The following is a 17294-nucleotide window of genomic DNA, read 5'->3' as shown; positions in this document are numbered from 1 at the left end:
AGCGCCCGGAGAACATGAGGTTCTCCGGGCGCGTTGTCCGAGTGTTCAGCAGACCTTCGTCATCCAGTTGTGCGGGTCGGCGGTGCGACCGTACTGGACGTCGAGCAGGGCAGTTCGGACGGCGCCCGTGACGGGGCCACCATTGCCGTCGGCCACCTGCACCTCGCCGCCGTTCCACTTCAGCGAGGCGACCGGGGTGATCACCGCGGCCGTGCCGCAGGCGAACACCTCGCGGATCTTGCCGGAGGCGGCACCCTCGCGCCACTCGTCGATCGAGATCTTCCGCTCGGTCACGGTGTAGCCGAGATCGGTGACGAGCTTCAGGATCGAGTCGCGGGTGATGCCCTCGAGGATCGTGCCGGACAGCTCGGGCGTGACGACCGAGTTGTCGTCGAGCACGAAGTACAGGTTCATCCCGCCGAGCTCTTCGATCCACCTCTTCTCGACGGCGTCGAGGAAGGCGACCTGGTCACAGTCCTGCTCGGTGGCCTCGGCCTGGGCGAGCAGTGACGAGGCGTAGTTGCCGCCCGTCTTCGCCGCTCCGGTGCCACCGGGCGCTGCGCGCGTGTACTCCTCGCTCAGCCAGATCCGTACCGGCTTGACGCCCTTCGCGAAGTACGAGCCGGCCGGCGACGTGATCGCGCAGTACGTCACCTGCGCGGACGGGCGGACGCCGAGGAAGGGGTCGGAGCCGAACATGAAGGGCCGCAGGTACAGGGACGTCTCTCCACCTCCGGGGACCCAGGCCTTGTCGATCTCGACCAGCTTGCGCAGCGAGTCCAGGAACGCGTCCTCGGGAAGTTCCGGCAATGCGAGCCGCCGGGCGGACCGGGCGAACCGGGCCGCGTTCGCCTCCGGGCGGAACATGTGGATCGAGTCGTCAGGGTGCCGGTAGGCCTTCATCCCCTCGAAGATCGTCTGGGCGTAGTGGAACACCGAGGTCGCGGGAGACAGCTCCAGCGGTCCGAAGGCGGTGATCCTCGCGTCGTGCCAGCCGTTCTCCTTGTTCCAGGTGGCGATCGCCATGTGGTCGGAGAAGTACTGCCCGAATCCCGGGTTCGCCAGGATCTGGGCGCGCTGGTCGTCGCTGGCCGGTTGGGTGTTTGGCTCAACGGTGAACTGCAGATCGGCGCTCATGCCTGCACCTCGCTAGCGCTCGGTTCTGGCATGAGCGCGGAGGCGGCAGTTCTGTTGGTTCGCTCGCTACGCTCACTCATAGCCGCACCGTACCTCTTGCCGAAGTGGTCATGCGAGCCTCCACTTTCAGCCGGCGGCGCGCTTGGCGATCGCATCACCGATCTCCGCGGTGGTCCGCGCGTGACCGGTGCGCTCCTCGATGTCGGCCGTCACCGCGGCCTCGATCGCGGCCGCGGCCTCGGTCAGTCCGAGGTGGTCGCAGAGCAGCGCGGTGGACAGGATCGCCGCCGTCGGGTCCGCCTTCTGCTGGCCGGCGATGTCCGGGGCGGAGCCGTGCACCGGCTCGAACATGCTCGGCGCGGTCCGGTCCGGATTGATGTTGCCGCTCGCGGCCAGCCCGATGCCACCGCTGATCGCGGCGGCCAGGTCGGTGATGATGTCGCCGAACAGGTTGTCGGTGACGATCACGTCGAACCGCGCCGGGTCGGTGACCATGAAGATCGTCGCCGCGTCCACGTGCAGGTAGTCCACGGTGACGTCCGGGAACTCCGGCGCGATCGCGTCCACGGTCCGCTTCCACAGGTGACCCGCGTGCACGAGCACGTTGTTCTTGTGGACGAGCGTCAGCTTCTTGCGGGGCCGCGCCTGCGCCCGGGCGAACGCGTCGCGCACGACCCGCTCCACGCCGTACGCGGTGTTCACGGAGACCTCGGTGGCGATCTCGGCGGGGGTGCCGACCCGGAGCGCGCCGCCGTTGCCGACGTACGGGCCCTCGGTGCCCTCGCGGACGACGACGAAGTCGACCTCGCCCGGGTTCGCCAGTGGCGAGCCGACCGACGGGTAGACCTTCGACGGGCGGAGGTTCACGTAGTGGTCCAGCGCGAAGCGAAGCTTCAGCAGCAGACCGCGCTCCAGCACGCCGGACGGAACGGTCGGGTCGCCGACGGCGCCGAGCAGGATCGCGTCGTGCTTGCGGATCTCCTCGAGCTCGGCGTCCGGCAGCGTCTCGCCGGTGGCGTGCCAGCGCTTGGCGCCCAGGTCGTACTCCGTGGGCTCGAAGGTGACGCCGTAGTTCGCGCTGACCGCGTCGAGAACCTTCAGGGCCTCCACCGTGACCTCGGGTCCGATCCCGTCGCCACCGACCACCGCGAGCGTGAAGGTCGTCTTCGTGGAGTGCTGTTGCGTGCTCACTTCTTGGGTTCTCCCCCGTTGTCGCGGCGGTTCATGGCCTCTTGGACTGGCTGGTTGTCGGCCTGACGCGGGGCGGGGCGGCGACGGCGGGCGGCCTTGCGCTCGCGTCCGTCGACGACCTTCCAGGTGGCCGGATACATGTCGTACATGCTGCTCTCCCGTTGAACTCGCTGTCGAGAAACGGCCGACGGTGGCGCTACCGGGCGGGAGGTACGCCGGAACCCGCGCCGGGGGGTCGGCCTTAGCGAATCCCGGCGCGGCAGCAAATAAGGCGTACCGCGAACTGCATGATGGGGACGAAGATACTCTGACGTCCGACTAATTCGCCACCATGCGGTCATCATGTCTCGGCATGTGAGATGCCGGTGACACCGCTGGCCCGATGCTGTGCAACTCTCAACCGGTGAGCGCTCCCCCTGAACTACCGCCGCTGGTTTCCGCGGCACTCAGCCTGTCCGGCCGGCGCGGATTCGTCAGTGCGACCCGGAACGAGACCGGCCGACTGCTCGCCACCCTGGCGGCCTCCCGCACCGGAACTCTCGGCGAGGTCGGCACTGGTTGCGGCGTCGGCTCGGCCTGGCTGCGCCACGGCGCTACCGACAGCACGAAGATCGTCACGGCCGAGAGCGACCCGCAACTGGCCAAGGTGGTCGCCGAACTGTTCGCGGACGACGGCCGGATCGAGGTACTCGCGGCGGACTGGACGGCCCTGATCGAGCGCGGCCCGTTCTCCCTGCTGTTCGTCGACGCCCGCGAGGCGAAACTCTCCGCCCGCGACGTCATCGCCGAAGCAGTCGAACCCGGCGGCTTCGTAGTACTGGACGACTTCACCCCGTCGATGGTCTGGCCCCCCATGTACGAGGGCCGCGTCGACACGTTGCGCCAGGAATGGCTCCAGGACAAACGCTTCACCACCGTCGAGGTAATGGTCGCCCCCGACGCCGCAGTACTCCTAGCCACCAAGCGCTGAGTACTCCGCCGCCACGCGGTCTCCTACGTCGCACCCGCGCTGCCAATTAGCCGCGACCCGGGGTGCGTGGGTCATGCAACCAAAGGCAGGCCCGAGCGCGCTCCCGGTGGGAGGGCTCGGGCCCTGGCCGGCCGCCATGCGCCTGCGGGCGGCAGGCCGGTCCTTTTCCAGTCTGACGGAACCCCCGGGTCGACCGCTCACCCGAGGGTGTTGCTGTCAGGCCTCGAGGTCGACCGTGCGGGCCGTGTCCGCCTGGACCACGGTGGCGATGTCGTCGAGGACGGCGGGGCTGATGCTGGAGTCGACGCTGAGCGCGACCAGCGCCTTGCCGCCCTTGCGGTCGCGGCTGACCTGCATGCCCGCGATGTTGATGTCGGACTCGCCGAGGATCCGCCCGACCGCACCCACGATGCCCGGCCGGTCCTCGTAGCTGAGGAAGGCCAGGTGCGCCGAGAGCTCGATCTCCAGGTCGAACCCGTCGATCTCGACCAGCCGCTCGGACTGCTTGACGCCGACCAGCGTGCCGGACACCGACACCTGCCCGCCGTCGGCGAGGGTGCCGCGCAGGGTGATCAGGTTGCGGTGCTCCGGGCTGTCGTGGTCGGTGACCAGCCGGACCTCGAGACCACGCTCGGCCGCGAGCAGCGGCGCGTTCACGTAGGAGACGTTGTCCTCGACGACGTCCGCGAACACACCCTTGAGCGCGGCCAGCTCGAGCACCTTCACGTCGTACTGCGTGATCTCGCCGCGAACCTCGACGTCGAGCTGCTGGGCGACGCCACCGGCCAGCGCGGTGAAGATCCGGCCGAGCTTCTCGGTCAGCGCGATGCCCGGCCGGACGTCCTCGGCGATCACGCCGCCCTGGACGTTGACCGCGTCCGGGACCAGCTCGCCGGACAGCGCGAGGCGGACGGACTTGGCGACGGCGATACCGGCCTTCTCCTGTGCCTCGTCGGTGGAGGCGCCCAGGTGCGGGGTGGCGACGACGTTGTCGAACTCGAACAGCGGGGAGTCCGTGCACGGCTCCTTGGCGAACACGTCCAGCCCGGCCGCCGCCACCCGGCCTTCCTTCAAAGCACTGTGGAGAGCCTGCTCGTCGACGATTCCGCCACGGGCGGCGTTCACGATGATGACCTCGGGCTTCACCTTGTGCAGCTGCTCGTCACCGATCAGGCCGATCGTCTCCGGCGTCTTCGGCAGGTGCACGGAGATGAAGTCGCTGGCGGCCAGCAGCTCGTCGAGGGAGGCGAGCCGGACCCCCATCTGGGCGGCGCGGCCGGCCTGCACGTACGGGTCGTACGCGATCACGTTCATGCCGAAGGCGGCCAGCCGCTGCGCGACCAGGACGCCGATCTTGCCGAGGCCGACGATGCCGACGGTCTTCTCGAACAGCTCGACGCCGCTGAACTTGCTGCGCTTCCACTCGCCGTTCTTCAGCGACAGGTCGGCGGCCGGCACCCGGCGGGCGGCGGCCAGCAGCAGCGCGACGGCGAGCTCGGCGGCGCTGATGATGTTGGAGGTCGGCGCGTTGACGACCATCACGCCGGCCTGGGTCGCGGCCTTCACGTCGACGTTGTCGAGGCCGACGCCGGCGCGGGCGACGACCTTGAGCTTCTTGGCGGCGGCGAGCGCCTCGGCGTCCACCTTGGTGGCGGAGCGGATCAGGATCGCGTCGACGTCGGCGATGGCCGGGATCAGCTCGGCGCGGTCGGCGCCGTTGATCTGCCGGATCTCGAAGTCGGGGCCGAGCGCCTCGACGGTGGCCGGGGACAGTTCTTCGGCGATCAGGACGACGGGTCGGGCTGCGACAGTCATGGAGATATCTCCTGCAGAAGCGGTAGGGGCTCGTAGAGTCAGAGCACCGCGCTGTGCCCGCTGTACTCGATGGTACCCCGTCCCGGTTCCACCCATCCGCCGGGCCACCATCCGGTACGCCGTACCCCCGTGCACCCGGTACGCCGTGCCGCCGTGGTCCGTGGCGATCGCCGAGCCCGGACCGCGCGTGGCTCGAGGGGGCGGGGTCAGTCGGTGTCGCAGTTCTGCGGTTCGCTCACCTGACGGGACAAGTCGACGCGGAGGCGGCCGCCTTCGCGGACCAGCTGGTACCGGTTGTCGAGCCGGTTGCAGGTCTGCCCGGCGGCGCCGTTGCTGTTCGGCGAGAAGAGCACGGTGAAGGTCATCCGGACGTTCGCGCCGCTGACGCCGTTGCGGGTCACCTCGATGATCCTCGCCCCGAACATGAACGACGTCTCATGCCTGTCCATGTCCTGCTGTTCGGTCATCTTGCCGGCGAGCCGCTTCGAGTAGAGCGTCCGGATACTCCGGAAGTCGTGCTTGTTCATGGCCGTCAGGTAGCCCTTGAGCACGGCCAGGGACTCTCCGGCCAGCGGCGTGTTCGCTACCACCAGATCCGGGGTCATCGTGATCTGCGGCCCACGCGCCCGCCGGCAGCTGCCACCCGGCTCCGGCGTGATCCCCTCCGCGCCGGCACCGGAGTACTGGCGGAGCCGAGCGAGCGGGGCGATCGTGGCGTCGGCGACCGTGTTGCCGGTGATCAGGGCGACGACCTGGCCTGACTTGTCGAGCACCGGGGAACCGAGCTTGGTGGGGTTGAGCACCGACGCGAGCGGTCGGGGCTCCTTGGTCGTGCCGACCGGCTGGATCGACTGTCGCCCTGCCGCGATGAATCCGAGGACCGCGAGTTCTGCTCGCGGCGCAGGCACCTCTTGCGCCAGGGTGGCCGCGCGGTCGTCGAGCCTGCCGATCATCCGGAGCAGCGCGACCCCGTCGGAGCTGCTGCCGAGCACGTTGGCCCGGCGTACCCGGCCGTCGGCGGTGAGGAAGGCGACGGACATCGGCTGCTTGATCGCCGAGGCCGCGGTGAGGATCAGGCCGTCGGGCAGCAGTACGCCGGTCGATTCACCGGTCCCCTCGCAGGTCGTCGCGAACACGCGGACGACGCTGGGACCAGCCAGTTCGAGCACCTCGGCCGTGTCCAGTCGCAGGCTGTCCTGACGGATCAGCCAGCCGGCTCCCGCACCGACGACCAGCGCGAACACGATCAGCGGGATCAGGAACCGCCACCGCAGTCTCGGCGGCAGCGGCGGCTCGGACGACTGCACCGGCGTGGGCGCCTGGATCGAGGTCAGCTGGGCGGTCACCCCGGAGGGGACGCGTCGCGGTGGCCTCGGCAGCTCACCCCTGCCGTCCTCCACCATTCTCAGCCCCCTGCTCACCCGCCCGGATCCGGTCCGTCACCGATTGTGTCAAACATACGGACAACGTCCGGGCCACCGAGGCGGTGACCCGGACGTTTCGTCCAGCCGGTACTGCGGTCAGCGGGCGGAGGTGCCCTCCACATAGTCGTCGTCGTGCGACTTGACCCAGGCCATCAGGGAGCGCAGGTCCTTGCCGACCGCCTCGATCGGGTGCTCCTCGCTCTTCTTCCGGAAGGCGGCGAACTCCGGCGCGCCGGCGTCCTGGTCGGCGATGAAGCGGGCCGCGAAGGTGCCGTCGGTGATGTCGCCGAGGACCTCCTTCATCCGCTGCTTCACCGAGGCGTCGATGATCCGCGGGCCGGACACGTAGTCGCCGTACTCGGCGGTGTCGGACACGGACCAGCGCTGCTTGGCGATACCGCCTTCGTAGATCAGGTCGACGATCAGCTTCAGCTCGTGCAGGCACTCGAAGTACGCGACCTCCGGCTGGTAGCCGGCCTCGGTCAGCACCTCGAAGCCGGACTGGATCAGCGCGGAGACACCACCGCAGAGGACGGCCTGCTCGCCGAACAGGTCGGTCTCGGTCTCCTCGGTGAAGGTGGTCTTGATCCCGCCGGCCCGCAGGCCGCCGATGCCCTTGGCGTAGGACAGCGCGAGCTCCCAGGCCTTGCCGGTCGGGTCCTGCTCGACCGCGACGAGCACCGGCACGCCGCGACCCTCGCTGAACTCACGACGGACCAGGTGACCCGGGCCCTTCGGCGCGACCATGAAGACGTCGACGCCGGCCGGGGGCTTGATGTAGCCGAACCGGATGTTGAAGCCGTGACCGAAGACGAGCGCGTCGCCGTCGACCAGGTTCGGCTCGATCGCCTCCTTGTAGAGGGAACGCTGGGCCGGGTCCGGAGCCAGCACGACGATGACGTCGGCCTCCTCGCAGGCCTCGAACGGGGTCAGCACCCGCAGCCCCTGGGCCTCGGCCTTGGCGCGGCTCTTGGACCCCTCCGGCAGGCCGACCCGGACGTCGACGCCGGAGTCGCGCAGGGACAGCGCGTGGGCGTGGCCCTGGCTGCCGAAGCCGAGCACGGCCACGTTACGGCCCTGGATCACCGACAGGTCGGCGTTGTCGTCGTAGAACATTTCAGCTGCCACTGGGAGCTCGTCTCCTTGATTTTCTTGAGAGGGGTCGACTGACGATCGGTACGTCGGTGCCGGCCTGGGTGGTTCGCCCTGACCCTGGCGGGCCGGGGTGATGCGCCGTCAGCCCTGGCGGGCGGGAGCGGCGGGGCGGTGACCCGGCGGCGGCGCCGGCACCGGGTGGGACGGTGGATTGGCCCCGTTCGCGGCCGTCTGGCCCGCGGGCCTGGCCTGGAGCGCGGGCTCGCCCGTCGCCACGTGCGGCGGCGGGACCGGGACGGGGCGCAGGGTGCGGTCGGAGATGGAGCGGCTGCCCCGGCCGATCGCGACCATGCCGGACTGGACCAGCTCGCGGACGCCGAAGGGTTCCAGCACCCGGAGCATGGCCTCGAGCTTCTCGGGGTTGCCGGTCGCCTCGATGGTGATCGCGTCCGGAGCCACGTCGACCACCTTCGCACGGAACAGCTGGACGGTCTCCAGCACCTGTCCCCTGCTGAGGGTGTCGGCCTTCACCTTCACCAGCAGCAGTTCGCGCTGCACGGTCGCGGCGGGCTCGAGCTCGACGATCTTGATCACGTTCACCAGCTTGTTCAGCTGCTTGGTGATCTGCTCCAGCGGCTGCTCGTCCACGCTGACCGCGATGGTCATCCGGGACACCTCCGGGTGCTCGGTCGGACCGACCGCGAGCGAGTCGATGTTGAACCCGCGCCGCGAGATCAGCGCCGCGACGCGAGCCAGCACACCGTGCTTGTTCTCGACCAGGATCGAAAGAGTGTGTTTGCTCATCGACGTCCTCGCTTCGCTCCGGGCGCCGATGAGGCACAAGTTCGACTGTGTTGGATGGTTCCCTCGAGCTGCTCGGTCATCTCTACAGTTCCTCCGAGTCCCAGTTGGGGGCCATGTCGCGGGCGATCTGGATGTCGTCGTTACTGGTGCCGGCGGCAACCATCGGCCAGACCATCGCGTCGCGGTGCACGACGAAGTCGACCACCACCGGCGCGTCGGTGACAGCCATCGCCTTCTCGATGGTGGCGTCCACGGAGTCCTTGTCCGAGCACCGCAGCCCGACGCCGCCCATCGCCTCGGCCAGCTTGGCGAAGTCCGGGATCCGGGCCGAGTGCAGGTCGGTGTTGGAGTAGCGCTTGTCGTAGAACAGCGTCTGCCACTGCCGGACCATGCCGAGCGACTGGTTGTTGATCACCGCGACCTTGATCGGGATGCCCTCCAGCGCACAGGTGACGAGCTCCTGGTTCGTCATCTGGAAGCAGCCGTCGCCGTCGATCGCCCACACCGTCTTGTCCGGCCGGGCCACCTTGGCGCCCATCGCGGCAGGCACGGAGTACCCCATCGTGCCGAGGCCGCCGGAGTTCAGCCAGTGCAGCGGCTTCTCGAACGGCAGGTAGTGCGCGGCCCACATCTGGTGCTGCCCGACGCCGCTGGTGTAGATGGCGTCCGGGCCGGCGATCTGCCCGATCCGCTGGATCACGTACTGCGGGGAGAGGCTGCCGTCCTCCGGCTCGTCGTACCCGACCGGGTACTTCGCCTTCACCGAGTCCAGCAGGTTGCGCCAGCTGGAGTAGTCCGGGGTGTGGGAGTTCGCGATCTCGGTGGTCAGCGCCGCGATCAAGTCGACGATGACCTCCTTGCAGTCACCCACGATCGGCACATCGGCGGCGCGGTTCTTGCCGATCTCGGCCGGGTCGATGTCCGCGTGGATCACCTTCGCCTCGGGGGCGAACGAGGAGAGCTGGCCGGTCACGCGGTCGTCGAACCGCGCGCCGAGACAGATCAGCAGATCAGACCGCTGGAGTGCGCCGACGGCCGAGACCGAGCCGTGCATGCCGGGCATGCCGAAGTGCAGTTGGTGGGTGTCGGGCAGAGCGCCCCGCGCCATCAGGGTGGTGACCACCGGGATGCCGAGCTTCTCGGCGAGCTCCTTCAGCTCGACGTGCGCCTTGGCTCGGATCACGCCGCCCCCGACGTACAGGACGGGCTTCTCGGCGGCGACGATCAGCCGGGCCGCCTCGCGCACCTGCTTGGGGTGCGGGCGGGTCACCGGGCGGTATCCGGGCAGCGAGAGCTCAGTCGGCCACTGGAAGTCCACCTTGGCCTGCATCGCGTCCTTGGTGACGTCGACGAGCACCGGGCCGGGGCGGCCGGTCGAGGCGATATAGAACGCCTCGGCGATCGTGCTGGCGATCTCGTTCGGGTCGTTGACCAGGAAGTTGTGCTTGGTGATCGGCATCGTGATGCCGCGGATGTCCGCCTCCTGGAAGGCGTCCGTGCCGATCGCGGCGCTGGCCACCTGGCCGGTGATCGCGACCAATGGCACCGAGTCCATGTACGCGTCGGCGATCGGCGTCACCAGGTTGGTCGCGCCCGGTCCGGAGGTCGCCATACAGACGCCGGTCTTGCCGGTGGCGGAGGCGTAGCCCTGGGCGGCGTGGCCGGCGCCCTGCTCGTGACGTACCAGGATGTGGCGGATCTGGGTCGAGTCGAGCATCGGGTCGTACGCCGGGAGGATCGCCCCGCCCGGGATGCCGAAGACGGTGTCCACTCCGGCATGTTCCAGTGCGCGGATCAGAGCCTGTGCCCCGGTCAGCTGCTCACTCATGAGTGCCTTCCCTTGTCAGTCACGGTGGTTCTTTTCTTGGGCCGTTCGGCGATCGATCGTCCTCGGCCCTGGGGCCCGGTTGGGTGGCTTCTGGATCACAGAAAGCCTCCCGTACAAAAAGAAAACCCCCTCCGCCGGGTGGGCTGAAGGGGGCGCGCTCGACTCAGGGTCGCGTCAGTCGGCGCGCCGCACAAGTACGAGGAGAATCGATCGCATGCAGTCACCTTTGCCGACTCCCCTCGATCCGGTCAAGCCTGGCGGAGTTCCGTCCCACCAGTTGAGATGCTCGTCTTACTTCTGAACAGTTTAGGACGTCAGATACAGACTGCTCCCTCGGAGGCCGAACCGACCAGCCGGCGGTACTTGCCGAGTACGCCCTTGGTGATGGCCGGCTCCTTCGGGGACCAGCCCTCGCGGCGCCGCTCCAGCTCCTCCGGTTCCACGTGCAGCTCGAGGGTCCGGTTCTTCACGTCGAGGGTGATCCGGTCGCCATCGCGGACGAAGGCGATCGGGCCGCCGTCCACCGCTTCCGGGGCGACATGTCCGACGCAGAGTCCCGTCGTACCGCCGGAGAAGCGGCCGTCGGTCAGCAGCAGGACGTCCTTGCCGAGGCCCGCGCCCTTGATCGCGCCGGTGACCGCGAGCATCTCGCGCATCCCCGGGCCGCCTTTCGGACCCTCGTACCGGATCACCACCACGTCACCGGCCTTCAGCGAGCCGTCCTCGACCGCGTCCATCGCGCCCCGCTCGCCGTCGAACACCCGCGCGGTCCCCTCGAACACGTCGCTGTCGAAGCCCGCGCTCTTCACCACGGCGCCTTCCGGCGCGAGCGTGCCCTTGAGGATGGTGATGCCGCCGGTGCCGTGGATCGGCCGGTCCAGCGCGCGGATGATCGTGCCGTCGACATCGGGCGGCGCGATGTCGGCCAGGTTCTCCGCGAGCGTCTTGCCCGTCACGGTCAGGCAGTCGCCGTGCAGCAGATCGGCGTCGAGCAAGGCCCGCATCACCACCGGGATCCCGCCGACGCGGTCGACATCCGTCATCACGTACCGGCCGAACGGCTTCAGGTCGCCCAGGTGCGGGACCTTGTCGCCGATCCGGTTGAAGTCGTCGAGGGCCAGATCCACCTCGGCCTCACGAGCGATCGCCAGCAGATGCAGTACCGCGTTGGTGGAGCCACCCAGCGCCATCACCACGGCGATCGCGTTCTCGAACGCTTCCTTGGTGAGGATCTGTCGGGCCGTGATCCCGTTCGCCAGCAGATTCACCACCGCCTCGCCCGACTTGCGGGCAAACCCGTCGCGACGGCGATCCACCGCAGGCGGAGCAGCCGAGCCCGGCAACGACATACCGAGTGCCTCAGCCGCTGAGGCCATCGTGTTCGCCGTGTACATCCCACCGCAGGCACCCTCACCAGGGCAGATCGCGCGCTCGACGGCGTCCACGTCCTCGCGGCTGATCAACCCTCGCGCGCAAGCACCGACAGCCTCGAAGGCGTCGATGATCGTGACGTCCTTGTCGCCGAGCCTCCCCGGCATGATCGACCCGGCGTACAGGAAGACCGACGCGAGATCGAGCCGGGCCGCTGCCATCAGCATGCCGGGCAGCGACTTGTCACAGCCGGCCAGCAGTACGGAGCCGTCGAGCCGCTCGGCCTCCATCACCGTCTCCACCGAGTCGGCGATGATCTCGCGGCTCACCAGCGAGTAGTGCATCCCGACGTGGCCCATCGAGATGCCGTCGGACACGCTGATCGTGCCGAACTCCAGCGGATACCCACTCGCCGCGTGCACGCCGTCCTTGACGGCCTTGGCGAGCCGGTCGAGGGACAGGTTGCAAGGGGTGATCTCGTTCCAGCTGGAAGCCACCCCGATCTGCGGCTTCAGCCAGTCGTCGTCCCCCATCCCGACCGCCCGGAGCATCCCCCGGGACGCTGTGGCCTCGAGCCCGTCCGTGACGGTCCGGCTCCTCGGCTTGATGTCGGGCGTGGTCTGCGTGGCATCGGTCGACATGGTCCTCACTCTAGGACCCGGACACGGTTCTGGAACCTGACCCCGGGTAGCGAGGAAGCCACCCGGGGTCAGGAAACCTGCTGGGCGTCCTGGAACCGGCTGGGTGTCAGGAGACGCGTTCGGGGGCCGGGGTCTCGCGCGCCGGCGGCTGCGGGGTGGGGCCACCCTCGAGCTGGATGTCCGGGATGATCCGGTCCAGCCAGCGCGGGAGCCACCACGCCTTGTCGCCGAGCAGCGTCATCACCGACGGGACGAGCACCATCCGCACGATGCTGGCGTCGATGAGCACCGCGACCGCCATACCGACCGCGAGCATCTTCACGGTCGGGTCGTCATCGAGGACGAAGCTCAGGAAGACGACGACCATGATCGCCGCCGCCGTCGTGATCACGCGGGCCGTCGCGCCGATCCCGATCGCCACCGCGCGATGGCTGTCCTTGGTCGCGATCCACGCCTCATGGACCCGGGACAGCAGGAACACCTCGTAGTCCATCGACAGCCCGAACACGATGGCGAACATCAGCATCGGCACGAAGGACGGGATCGGAACCTTCTCCTCGATCCCCACCAGCGAGGATCCCCAGCCCCACTGGAAGACGGCGACGATGACGCCGTACGCGGCACCGACCGACAGCAGGTTGAGGATCGCGGCCTTGACCCCGATCAGGATCGACCGGAAGGCGACCGTGAGCAGCAGGAAGGCCAGCAGTACGACGGCGCCGATCAGCCACAGCATCCGCCCGGCCACCTTCTCGGTGAAGTCGACGTACCCCGCGGTGGTGCCGACGACGTAGGTCTTCTCCTGCTGACCCGCCAACACGTCGTCCCGGATCCGGTTGACCAGGTCCTCGGTGTCCGCCGACGACGGTGAGGTGGTCGGGATGACGTTGATGATCGCCGTGGTGCCGGCGCTGTTCGTACTGGGTGGCTGTACGGCGGCCACACCCGCCTGCTTCTGCAGGGTGGATGCAAGGTTGGTCAACAGGGTCTGTTTGTCGGTCGAACTCTCACTCGGAAGCGTCACGACCACCGTCAGCGGGCCGTTGGCGCCCGGACCGAATCCCTCGGCCACCAGGTCGTACGCCTTGCGGCTCGAATCGGCGGCCGGGTCGGTGCCGGCATCGAGTTGACCCAGGTTCATCGACAGCAGCGGGATGGCCAGGACGAGCAGGACGAGCGTGGCGACAATGCCGTAGGGCCACGGCTTGTCGCTCACCCGGCGTCCCCATCGGGCGAAGGCGCTCTGCTCGTGCTTCGCGTCGCGTCGCTCCCGCTCCTCCGCCCGGTGCTCCGCGACTGCGACCTCGTCCGGGAGCTCGGCTTCAACCGCGCGCTCTGCCACCAGGTGCTGCCGGTCCGCGCGGTTGAGGACCAGCAGCTTCGCCAGGCCGAGCATGGCCGGGATGAGGGTGAGGGCGGCGAGGACGGTGACTGCGACCACGATGGCTGACGAGAGCCCGAGGGCGCCGACGAACGGCACGCCCGAGACGTACAGCCCGAGGATCGCGATGACCACCGTTCCGCCGGCGACCAGGATCGCGGCGCCTGAGGTCGATTCCGCCCGGCCGACCGATTCCTCGACCGTCATACCGTCGTCCAACTGTTCACGGTGGCGGGACACCAGGAAGAGCCCGTAGTCGATCGCGACTCCCAGGCCGAGCAGGGTGGCAACCGTCGGTGCCGAGACCGGGAAGTCCTTCACGGCGGCGAGCAGGCCGAGGATGGCGAGTCCCCCGCCGACGCTGAAGACCGCGGAGACCAGTGGCAACCCGGCCGCCACGATGGACCGGAACATCAAGAACAGCAGCAACAATGCGAGCCCGAGGCCGATCGCCTCCGAGAGCGCGTCATCCGCCTGCTTCCCGATCTGCCCGGCGCCGCCGCCGTACTCCACCTCGAGGCCGGCGGCCCTGGCCGGTTGGACGGCCGCGTCCAGCGAGTCGAGGTACGTCGCGTCGAGCGACGCCGGCACGACCGAGAACGAGACGGGAGCGTTGACGACGGCCCCATCTTTGGAGATGTACGCCGTCTGCGAGGTCGCCAGCGGATCGGTGGCCGCGACGACATCGGGGAGTTTGGCAACGGCCGCCATCGACGTCTTGACCGCGTCGGCCTGATCCGAGACCTTGCCGGACTTCGCGTGGAAGACGATGGAGCCGGAGTAACCGCCCTGGTTCGAGAAGTCCTTGTTCAGCACGCTCAGGCCGGCCGAGGACTCGCTGCCCGGGACCGTGTAGTCGTTGACATAGGTGCCACCGAACGCCGAGCGGAGGACGAACAGCCCCGCGACAAGCACCACCCAGCCGCCGATGACGAACCAGTGACGACGAGCGGCCCCCCGGCCGAGACGATCGAGCAATGCGTGCATACGGCACCTTCCCCCCGGGTGCCCGGACGCAGGCCGGGCCGCACCCACAACTGACGGTAAGTGCGCCTCCAACCTCGCCACAACCCCCGAGGCGCAGCCCGACTCCCCACGCTACAAGGCGACCACGTTCCGTCACCACCTATCAGTCGAGCCGAACCCCAGCCAACAGTCTTGTCGCTCCGGGCTTGCTCAGCCGCCGGCGACGCTGGGGAGGATGAGGAGTTCGTCGCCGTCGGTCAGGGTGGTGCCGAGGCCGTCGAGGTCGCGGACGTTGTCGTTGCCGAGGAAGACGTTGACGTGTCGCCGGAGGGCGCCTTGTTCGTCGGTCAGGCGTCGGCGCAGCGCTGGATGTTCCTGCTCCAGCGCGGCGAACACCGCGCCGACCGTGGTCTCCGCCTCTGCCGACGTGACCTCGACCCGCTCGACGCCACCTGCGAACGGCCTCAGCACCGTCGGCAACTTCACCACCACTGCCATCGATCCACCTCTCTTCAAGTTCCGCCACGACCCGCCGCGCTGATCCAGCCGCGGCGGGCGACCCGCAGTACCGGGGGGTCAGAGGACGGCGGCGCGAACGGTCAGTACGTCGGGCAGGTGGCGGGCCACCTCGGTCCAGGTGTCGCCGGCATCGGCGCTCGCGTAGACGCACCCGTCGCGGGTCCCGAGGTAGACGCCCGCCGGGTCCGCTTGGTCGACGCACAGCGCGTCGCGCAGCACCGGCGCGTACGCCGGGACCTCGGGCAGGCCGTTTGTCAGGGCCTCCCAGGTCGATCCGGCGTCGCGGGACCGGTACACGTGGCACTTCCCGTCGGCGGGGATCCGGTTCGCGTCCGCGACCAGCGGGAAGACGTAGACCGTGTCGGGCTCGTGCGGGTGCACCACGATCGGGAACCCGAAGTCCGACGGCAGCCCGTCCGCGATCGACTTCCAGATCGTGCCACCGTCGTCGGACCGGTAGACGCCGTGGTGGTTCTGCGCGAACATCCGCTCGGGCACCGCCGGGTGCCCCGCGAGCTTGTGCACGCACTGGCCGAACTCGGGGTCCGGGTCGGGCATGAAGTGCGCCTTGATCCCGTGGTTCGCGGGCTCCCACGAGTCACCGCCGTCGGAGGTCCGGTAGACCCCGCCGGTCGACATCGCGACGCTCATCCGGGCGGGATCCGTGGGGTGCGGGAGCACGGTGTGGATGGCCTGCCCGCCGAACCCCGCGCCCCAGTCCTTGCGGTGCGGGTGATCCCACAGGCCGCTGACCAGCTCGAACCTCACTCCCCCGTCGGTCGACTTCCACAACGACGACGGCTGCGCCCCGGCGTAGACGACTCCCGGCTGGTCGGCCGGCGCCGGCTGGATCTGCCAGACGCGTTCGAGCGATGCGTCGGCCTCCGCGGGGAAGCCGATCGAGCCCTGCGGGGGCTCGTCCCAGGTCCTGCCGAGGTCGTCACTGTGGAAGACGGCCGGTCCCCAGTGCTCGCTGGTGCCGCCGGTGAACAGGCGCGGCCGGTCGCCGCGGGTGTCGATGCCGACGGAGTAGATGCCCTGCATCTCGAACTGTGGCCCGTCGAGCGTCCACTTCCGGCGCTCGGCGTCGCTCCGTCCGATCCAGAGCCCTTTCTTGGTCCCGATCAGCAGTACGGCCTCGGACATCGTCGTCCCTCCAGATGGTTTGACGCGCATGGTTTCAACGCGGCGGCCCCGCCACGATGTTGATCAGTGGTTCACCCTTGGCATAGCGCTCCAGCTGGGCGCGGACCAGCCTCGCCACCCGCGGCTCGAACGCTGTCGAGGCGCCGCCGCGGTGCGGGTTGATCAGCACGTTCGGAGCAGCCCACAGCGGATGCCCGGCGGGCAGCGGCTCGGGATCCGTCACGTCCAGGGCCGCGTGGATCCGCTCGGTGGTCAGTTCGCCGAGCAACGCGTCGGTGTCCACGACGACTCCGCGCGCGACGTTGACGAGCAGCGCGCCGTCCTTGAGCTGGGCGAGGAACTTGGCGTCGACCATCCCGCGCGTCTCGTCGGTCGCCGGCGTCAGCAGCACCACGACGTCGGCCCGCGGCAGCAACCTCGGCAGGTCGGTGGTGGGGTGAACGCCGTCCCGCGCCCGCCGCGCCACTCGGATCACGTCGCACTCGAACCCGTCGAGCCGCCGCTCCAACGCCTCCCCGATCGACCCGTAGCCGAGGATCAGCACGGTCCGGTCGGCGAGCGAGTCGTCGAGCTCCCGGTACGACGAAGGCCACTCGCCGCGCTCCTGGTTCTTCACCGCACGCGGCAGCCGCCGGTACGTCGCCAAGATCAGCCCGACCGCCAACTCCGCGGTGGACGCGTCGTGGACGCCCCGGGCATTGCACAAGGTGACTCCCTCGCGCAGGTGCGGCAGCAGGTTCTCGAACCCGGCCGTCTGGGTCTGCACGACCTTGAGCGCGGGCATGTCCCGGATGACCTCGACCACGTCGGACGAGCCCATGTAGTTGGGCACGTAGAACTCGACCGAGTCCAGCGAGTCCGGCCGGTCACCACCCACGTAGTAGTCCGGGTCGAACCCTGCCGGCAGACCACCGAGGAAGCTGTCCGGGTCCTGCCACGGCAGCCACGTCTTCACCACGTCAACCATGATCGGCAACCTACTCGCACCTCCGGACAGATTTCGAGC

Annotated in this window: 13 protein-coding genes and 1 pseudogene; 1 reads left to right on the top strand and 13 read right to left on the bottom strand. The window is 69.0% G+C overall.

The features are described from left to right. Positions 1-45: 45 nt before the first annotated feature. The 3 genes from EV648_RS30980 to EV648_RS43435 all read right to left on the bottom strand — a co-directional run bounded on the left by EV648_RS30980 (position 46) and on the right by EV648_RS43435 (position 2477). Positions 46-1137: a branched-chain amino acid aminotransferase gene (locus EV648_RS30980; protein ID WP_132298676.1), complete on the bottom strand. Its 1092-nt coding sequence runs from the start codon at positions 1135-1137 to the stop codon at positions 46-48. Positions 1138-1263: 126 nt separating this feature from the next. Continuing rightward, positions 1264-2328 (bottom strand): 3-isopropylmalate dehydrogenase, encoded by a 1065-nt coding sequence (locus tag EV648_RS30975; protein WP_132298675.1) that lies wholly within the window; start codon positions 2326-2328, stop codon positions 1264-1266. Beyond that, a complete protein-coding gene (locus EV648_RS43435) occupies positions 2325-2477 on the bottom strand; it encodes a hypothetical protein (protein ID WP_199234912.1) in 153 nt (50 codons plus the stop codon). Before EV648_RS43435 ends, EV648_RS30975 begins: the two co-directional genes overlap by 4 nt. A 254-nt stretch (positions 2478-2731) precedes the next feature. On the opposite strand from EV648_RS43435, the gene EV648_RS30970 reads away from it, so the two are divergent. After that, the gene (locus EV648_RS30970) at positions 2732-3298 is read left to right on the top strand and encodes an O-methyltransferase (RefSeq protein ID WP_241995754.1); all 567 of its coding nucleotides are present in this window, start codon (positions 2732-2734) and stop codon (positions 3296-3298) included. 216 nt (positions 3299-3514) lie between these two features. On the opposite strand, the gene serA is transcribed toward EV648_RS30970, so the two are convergent. The 10 genes and pseudogenes from serA to EV648_RS30920 form a co-directional block, all read right to left on the bottom strand. Next, positions 3515-5113, bottom strand: coding sequence for a phosphoglycerate dehydrogenase (gene serA / locus EV648_RS30965; protein ID WP_132298673.1), 1599 nt, complete (start codon positions 5111-5113; stop codon positions 3515-3517). Positions 5114-5319: 206 nt separating this feature from the next. Further along, positions 5320-6459: a serine protease gene (locus EV648_RS30960; protein ID WP_241995752.1), complete on the bottom strand. Its 1140-nt coding sequence runs from the start codon at positions 6457-6459 to the stop codon at positions 5320-5322. Between the two features lie 174 nt (positions 6460-6633). After that, the gene (gene ilvC, locus EV648_RS30955) at positions 6634-7653 is read right to left on the bottom strand and encodes a ketol-acid reductoisomerase (RefSeq protein WP_132195401.1); all 1020 of its coding nucleotides are present in this window, start codon (positions 7651-7653) and stop codon (positions 6634-6636) included. Positions 7654-7932: 279 nt separating this feature from the next. Further along, a pseudogene (ilvN, locus tag EV648_RS30950) lies at positions 7933-8436 on the bottom strand (acetolactate synthase small subunit); the annotation flags it as partial. Positions 8437-8518: 82 nt separating this feature from the next. Further along, positions 8519-10264 carry an acetolactate synthase large subunit gene (locus tag EV648_RS30945; RefSeq protein WP_132298670.1) on the bottom strand — a complete coding sequence of 582 codons (1746 nt, stop codon included), beginning with the start codon at positions 10262-10264 and terminating at the stop codon, positions 8519-8521. 314 nt (positions 10265-10578) lie between these two features. Further along, the gene (ilvD, locus tag EV648_RS30940) at positions 10579-12276 is read right to left on the bottom strand and encodes a dihydroxy-acid dehydratase (RefSeq protein WP_132298669.1); all 1698 of its coding nucleotides are present in this window, start codon (positions 12274-12276) and stop codon (positions 10579-10581) included. Positions 12277-12382: 106 nt separating this feature from the next. Further along, positions 12383-14644, bottom strand: coding sequence for an MMPL family transporter (locus tag EV648_RS30935; protein ID WP_132298668.1), 2262 nt, complete (start codon positions 14642-14644; stop codon positions 12383-12385). A 189-nt stretch (positions 14645-14833) separates the two neighbouring features. Beyond that, positions 14834-15121, bottom strand: a complete 288-nt coding sequence (locus tag EV648_RS30930) for a ubiquitin-like small modifier protein 1 (RefSeq protein ID WP_132298667.1) — start codon at positions 15119-15121, stop codon at positions 14834-14836. 78 nt (positions 15122-15199) lie between these two features. Further along, positions 15200-16288 carry an exo-alpha-sialidase gene (locus tag EV648_RS30925; protein ID WP_132298666.1) on the bottom strand — a complete coding sequence of 363 codons (1089 nt, stop codon included), beginning with the start codon at positions 16286-16288 and terminating at the stop codon, positions 15200-15202. A gap of 34 nt (positions 16289-16322) precedes the next feature. Beyond that, the gene (locus tag EV648_RS30920) at positions 16323-17255 is read right to left on the bottom strand and encodes a 2-hydroxyacid dehydrogenase (RefSeq protein ID WP_132298665.1); all 933 of its coding nucleotides are present in this window, start codon (positions 17253-17255) and stop codon (positions 16323-16325) included. Positions 17256-17294 lie beyond the last annotated feature (39 nt).

This window comes from Kribbella sp. VKM Ac-2568 (assembly GCF_004345365.1).
Lineage (GTDB): Bacteria > Actinomycetota > Actinomycetes > Propionibacteriales > Kribbellaceae > Kribbella > Kribbella orskensis.
The sequence above is the reverse complement of the archived record's forward strand: the minus strand, read 5'-3'. Positions and strand labels throughout refer to the sequence as shown.

What these genes read in the sequence shown, in the direction of transcription:
- EV648_RS30980 (WP_132298676.1), bottom strand. Translation starts at nt 1,137, where the DNA reads ATGAGCGCCGATCTGCAGTTCACCGTTGAGCCAAACACCCAACCGGCC.
- EV648_RS43435 (WP_199234912.1), bottom strand. Translation starts at nt 2,477, where the DNA reads ATGTACGACATGTATCCGGCCACCTGGAAGGTCGTCGACGGACGCGAG.
- serA (WP_132298673.1), bottom strand. Translation starts at nt 5,113, where the DNA reads ATGACTGTCGCAGCCCGACCCGTCGTCCTGATCGCCGAAGAACTGTCC.
- ilvC (WP_132195401.1), bottom strand. Translation starts at nt 7,653, where the DNA reads ATGTTCTACGACGACAACGCCGACCTGTCGGTGATCCAGGGCCGTAAC.
- EV648_RS30945 (WP_132298670.1), bottom strand. Translation starts at nt 10,264, where the DNA reads ATGAGTGAGCAGCTGACCGGGGCACAGGCTCTGATCCGCGCACTGGAA.
- ilvD (WP_132298669.1), bottom strand. Translation starts at nt 12,276, where the DNA reads ATGTCGACCGATGCCACGCAGACCACGCCCGACATCAAGCCGAGGAGC.
- EV648_RS30935 (WP_132298668.1), bottom strand. Translation starts at nt 14,644, where the DNA reads ATGCACGCATTGCTCGATCGTCTCGGCCGGGGGGCCGCTCGTCGTCAC.
- EV648_RS30930 (WP_132298667.1), bottom strand. Translation starts at nt 15,121, where the DNA reads ATGGCAGTGGTGGTGAAGTTGCCGACGGTGCTGAGGCCGTTCGCAGGT.
- EV648_RS30925 (WP_132298666.1), bottom strand. Translation starts at nt 16,288, where the DNA reads ATGTCCGAGGCCGTACTGCTGATCGGGACCAAGAAAGGGCTCTGGATC.
- EV648_RS30920 (WP_132298665.1), bottom strand. Translation starts at nt 17,255, where the DNA reads ATGGTTGACGTGGTGAAGACGTGGCTGCCGTGGCAGGACCCGGACAGC.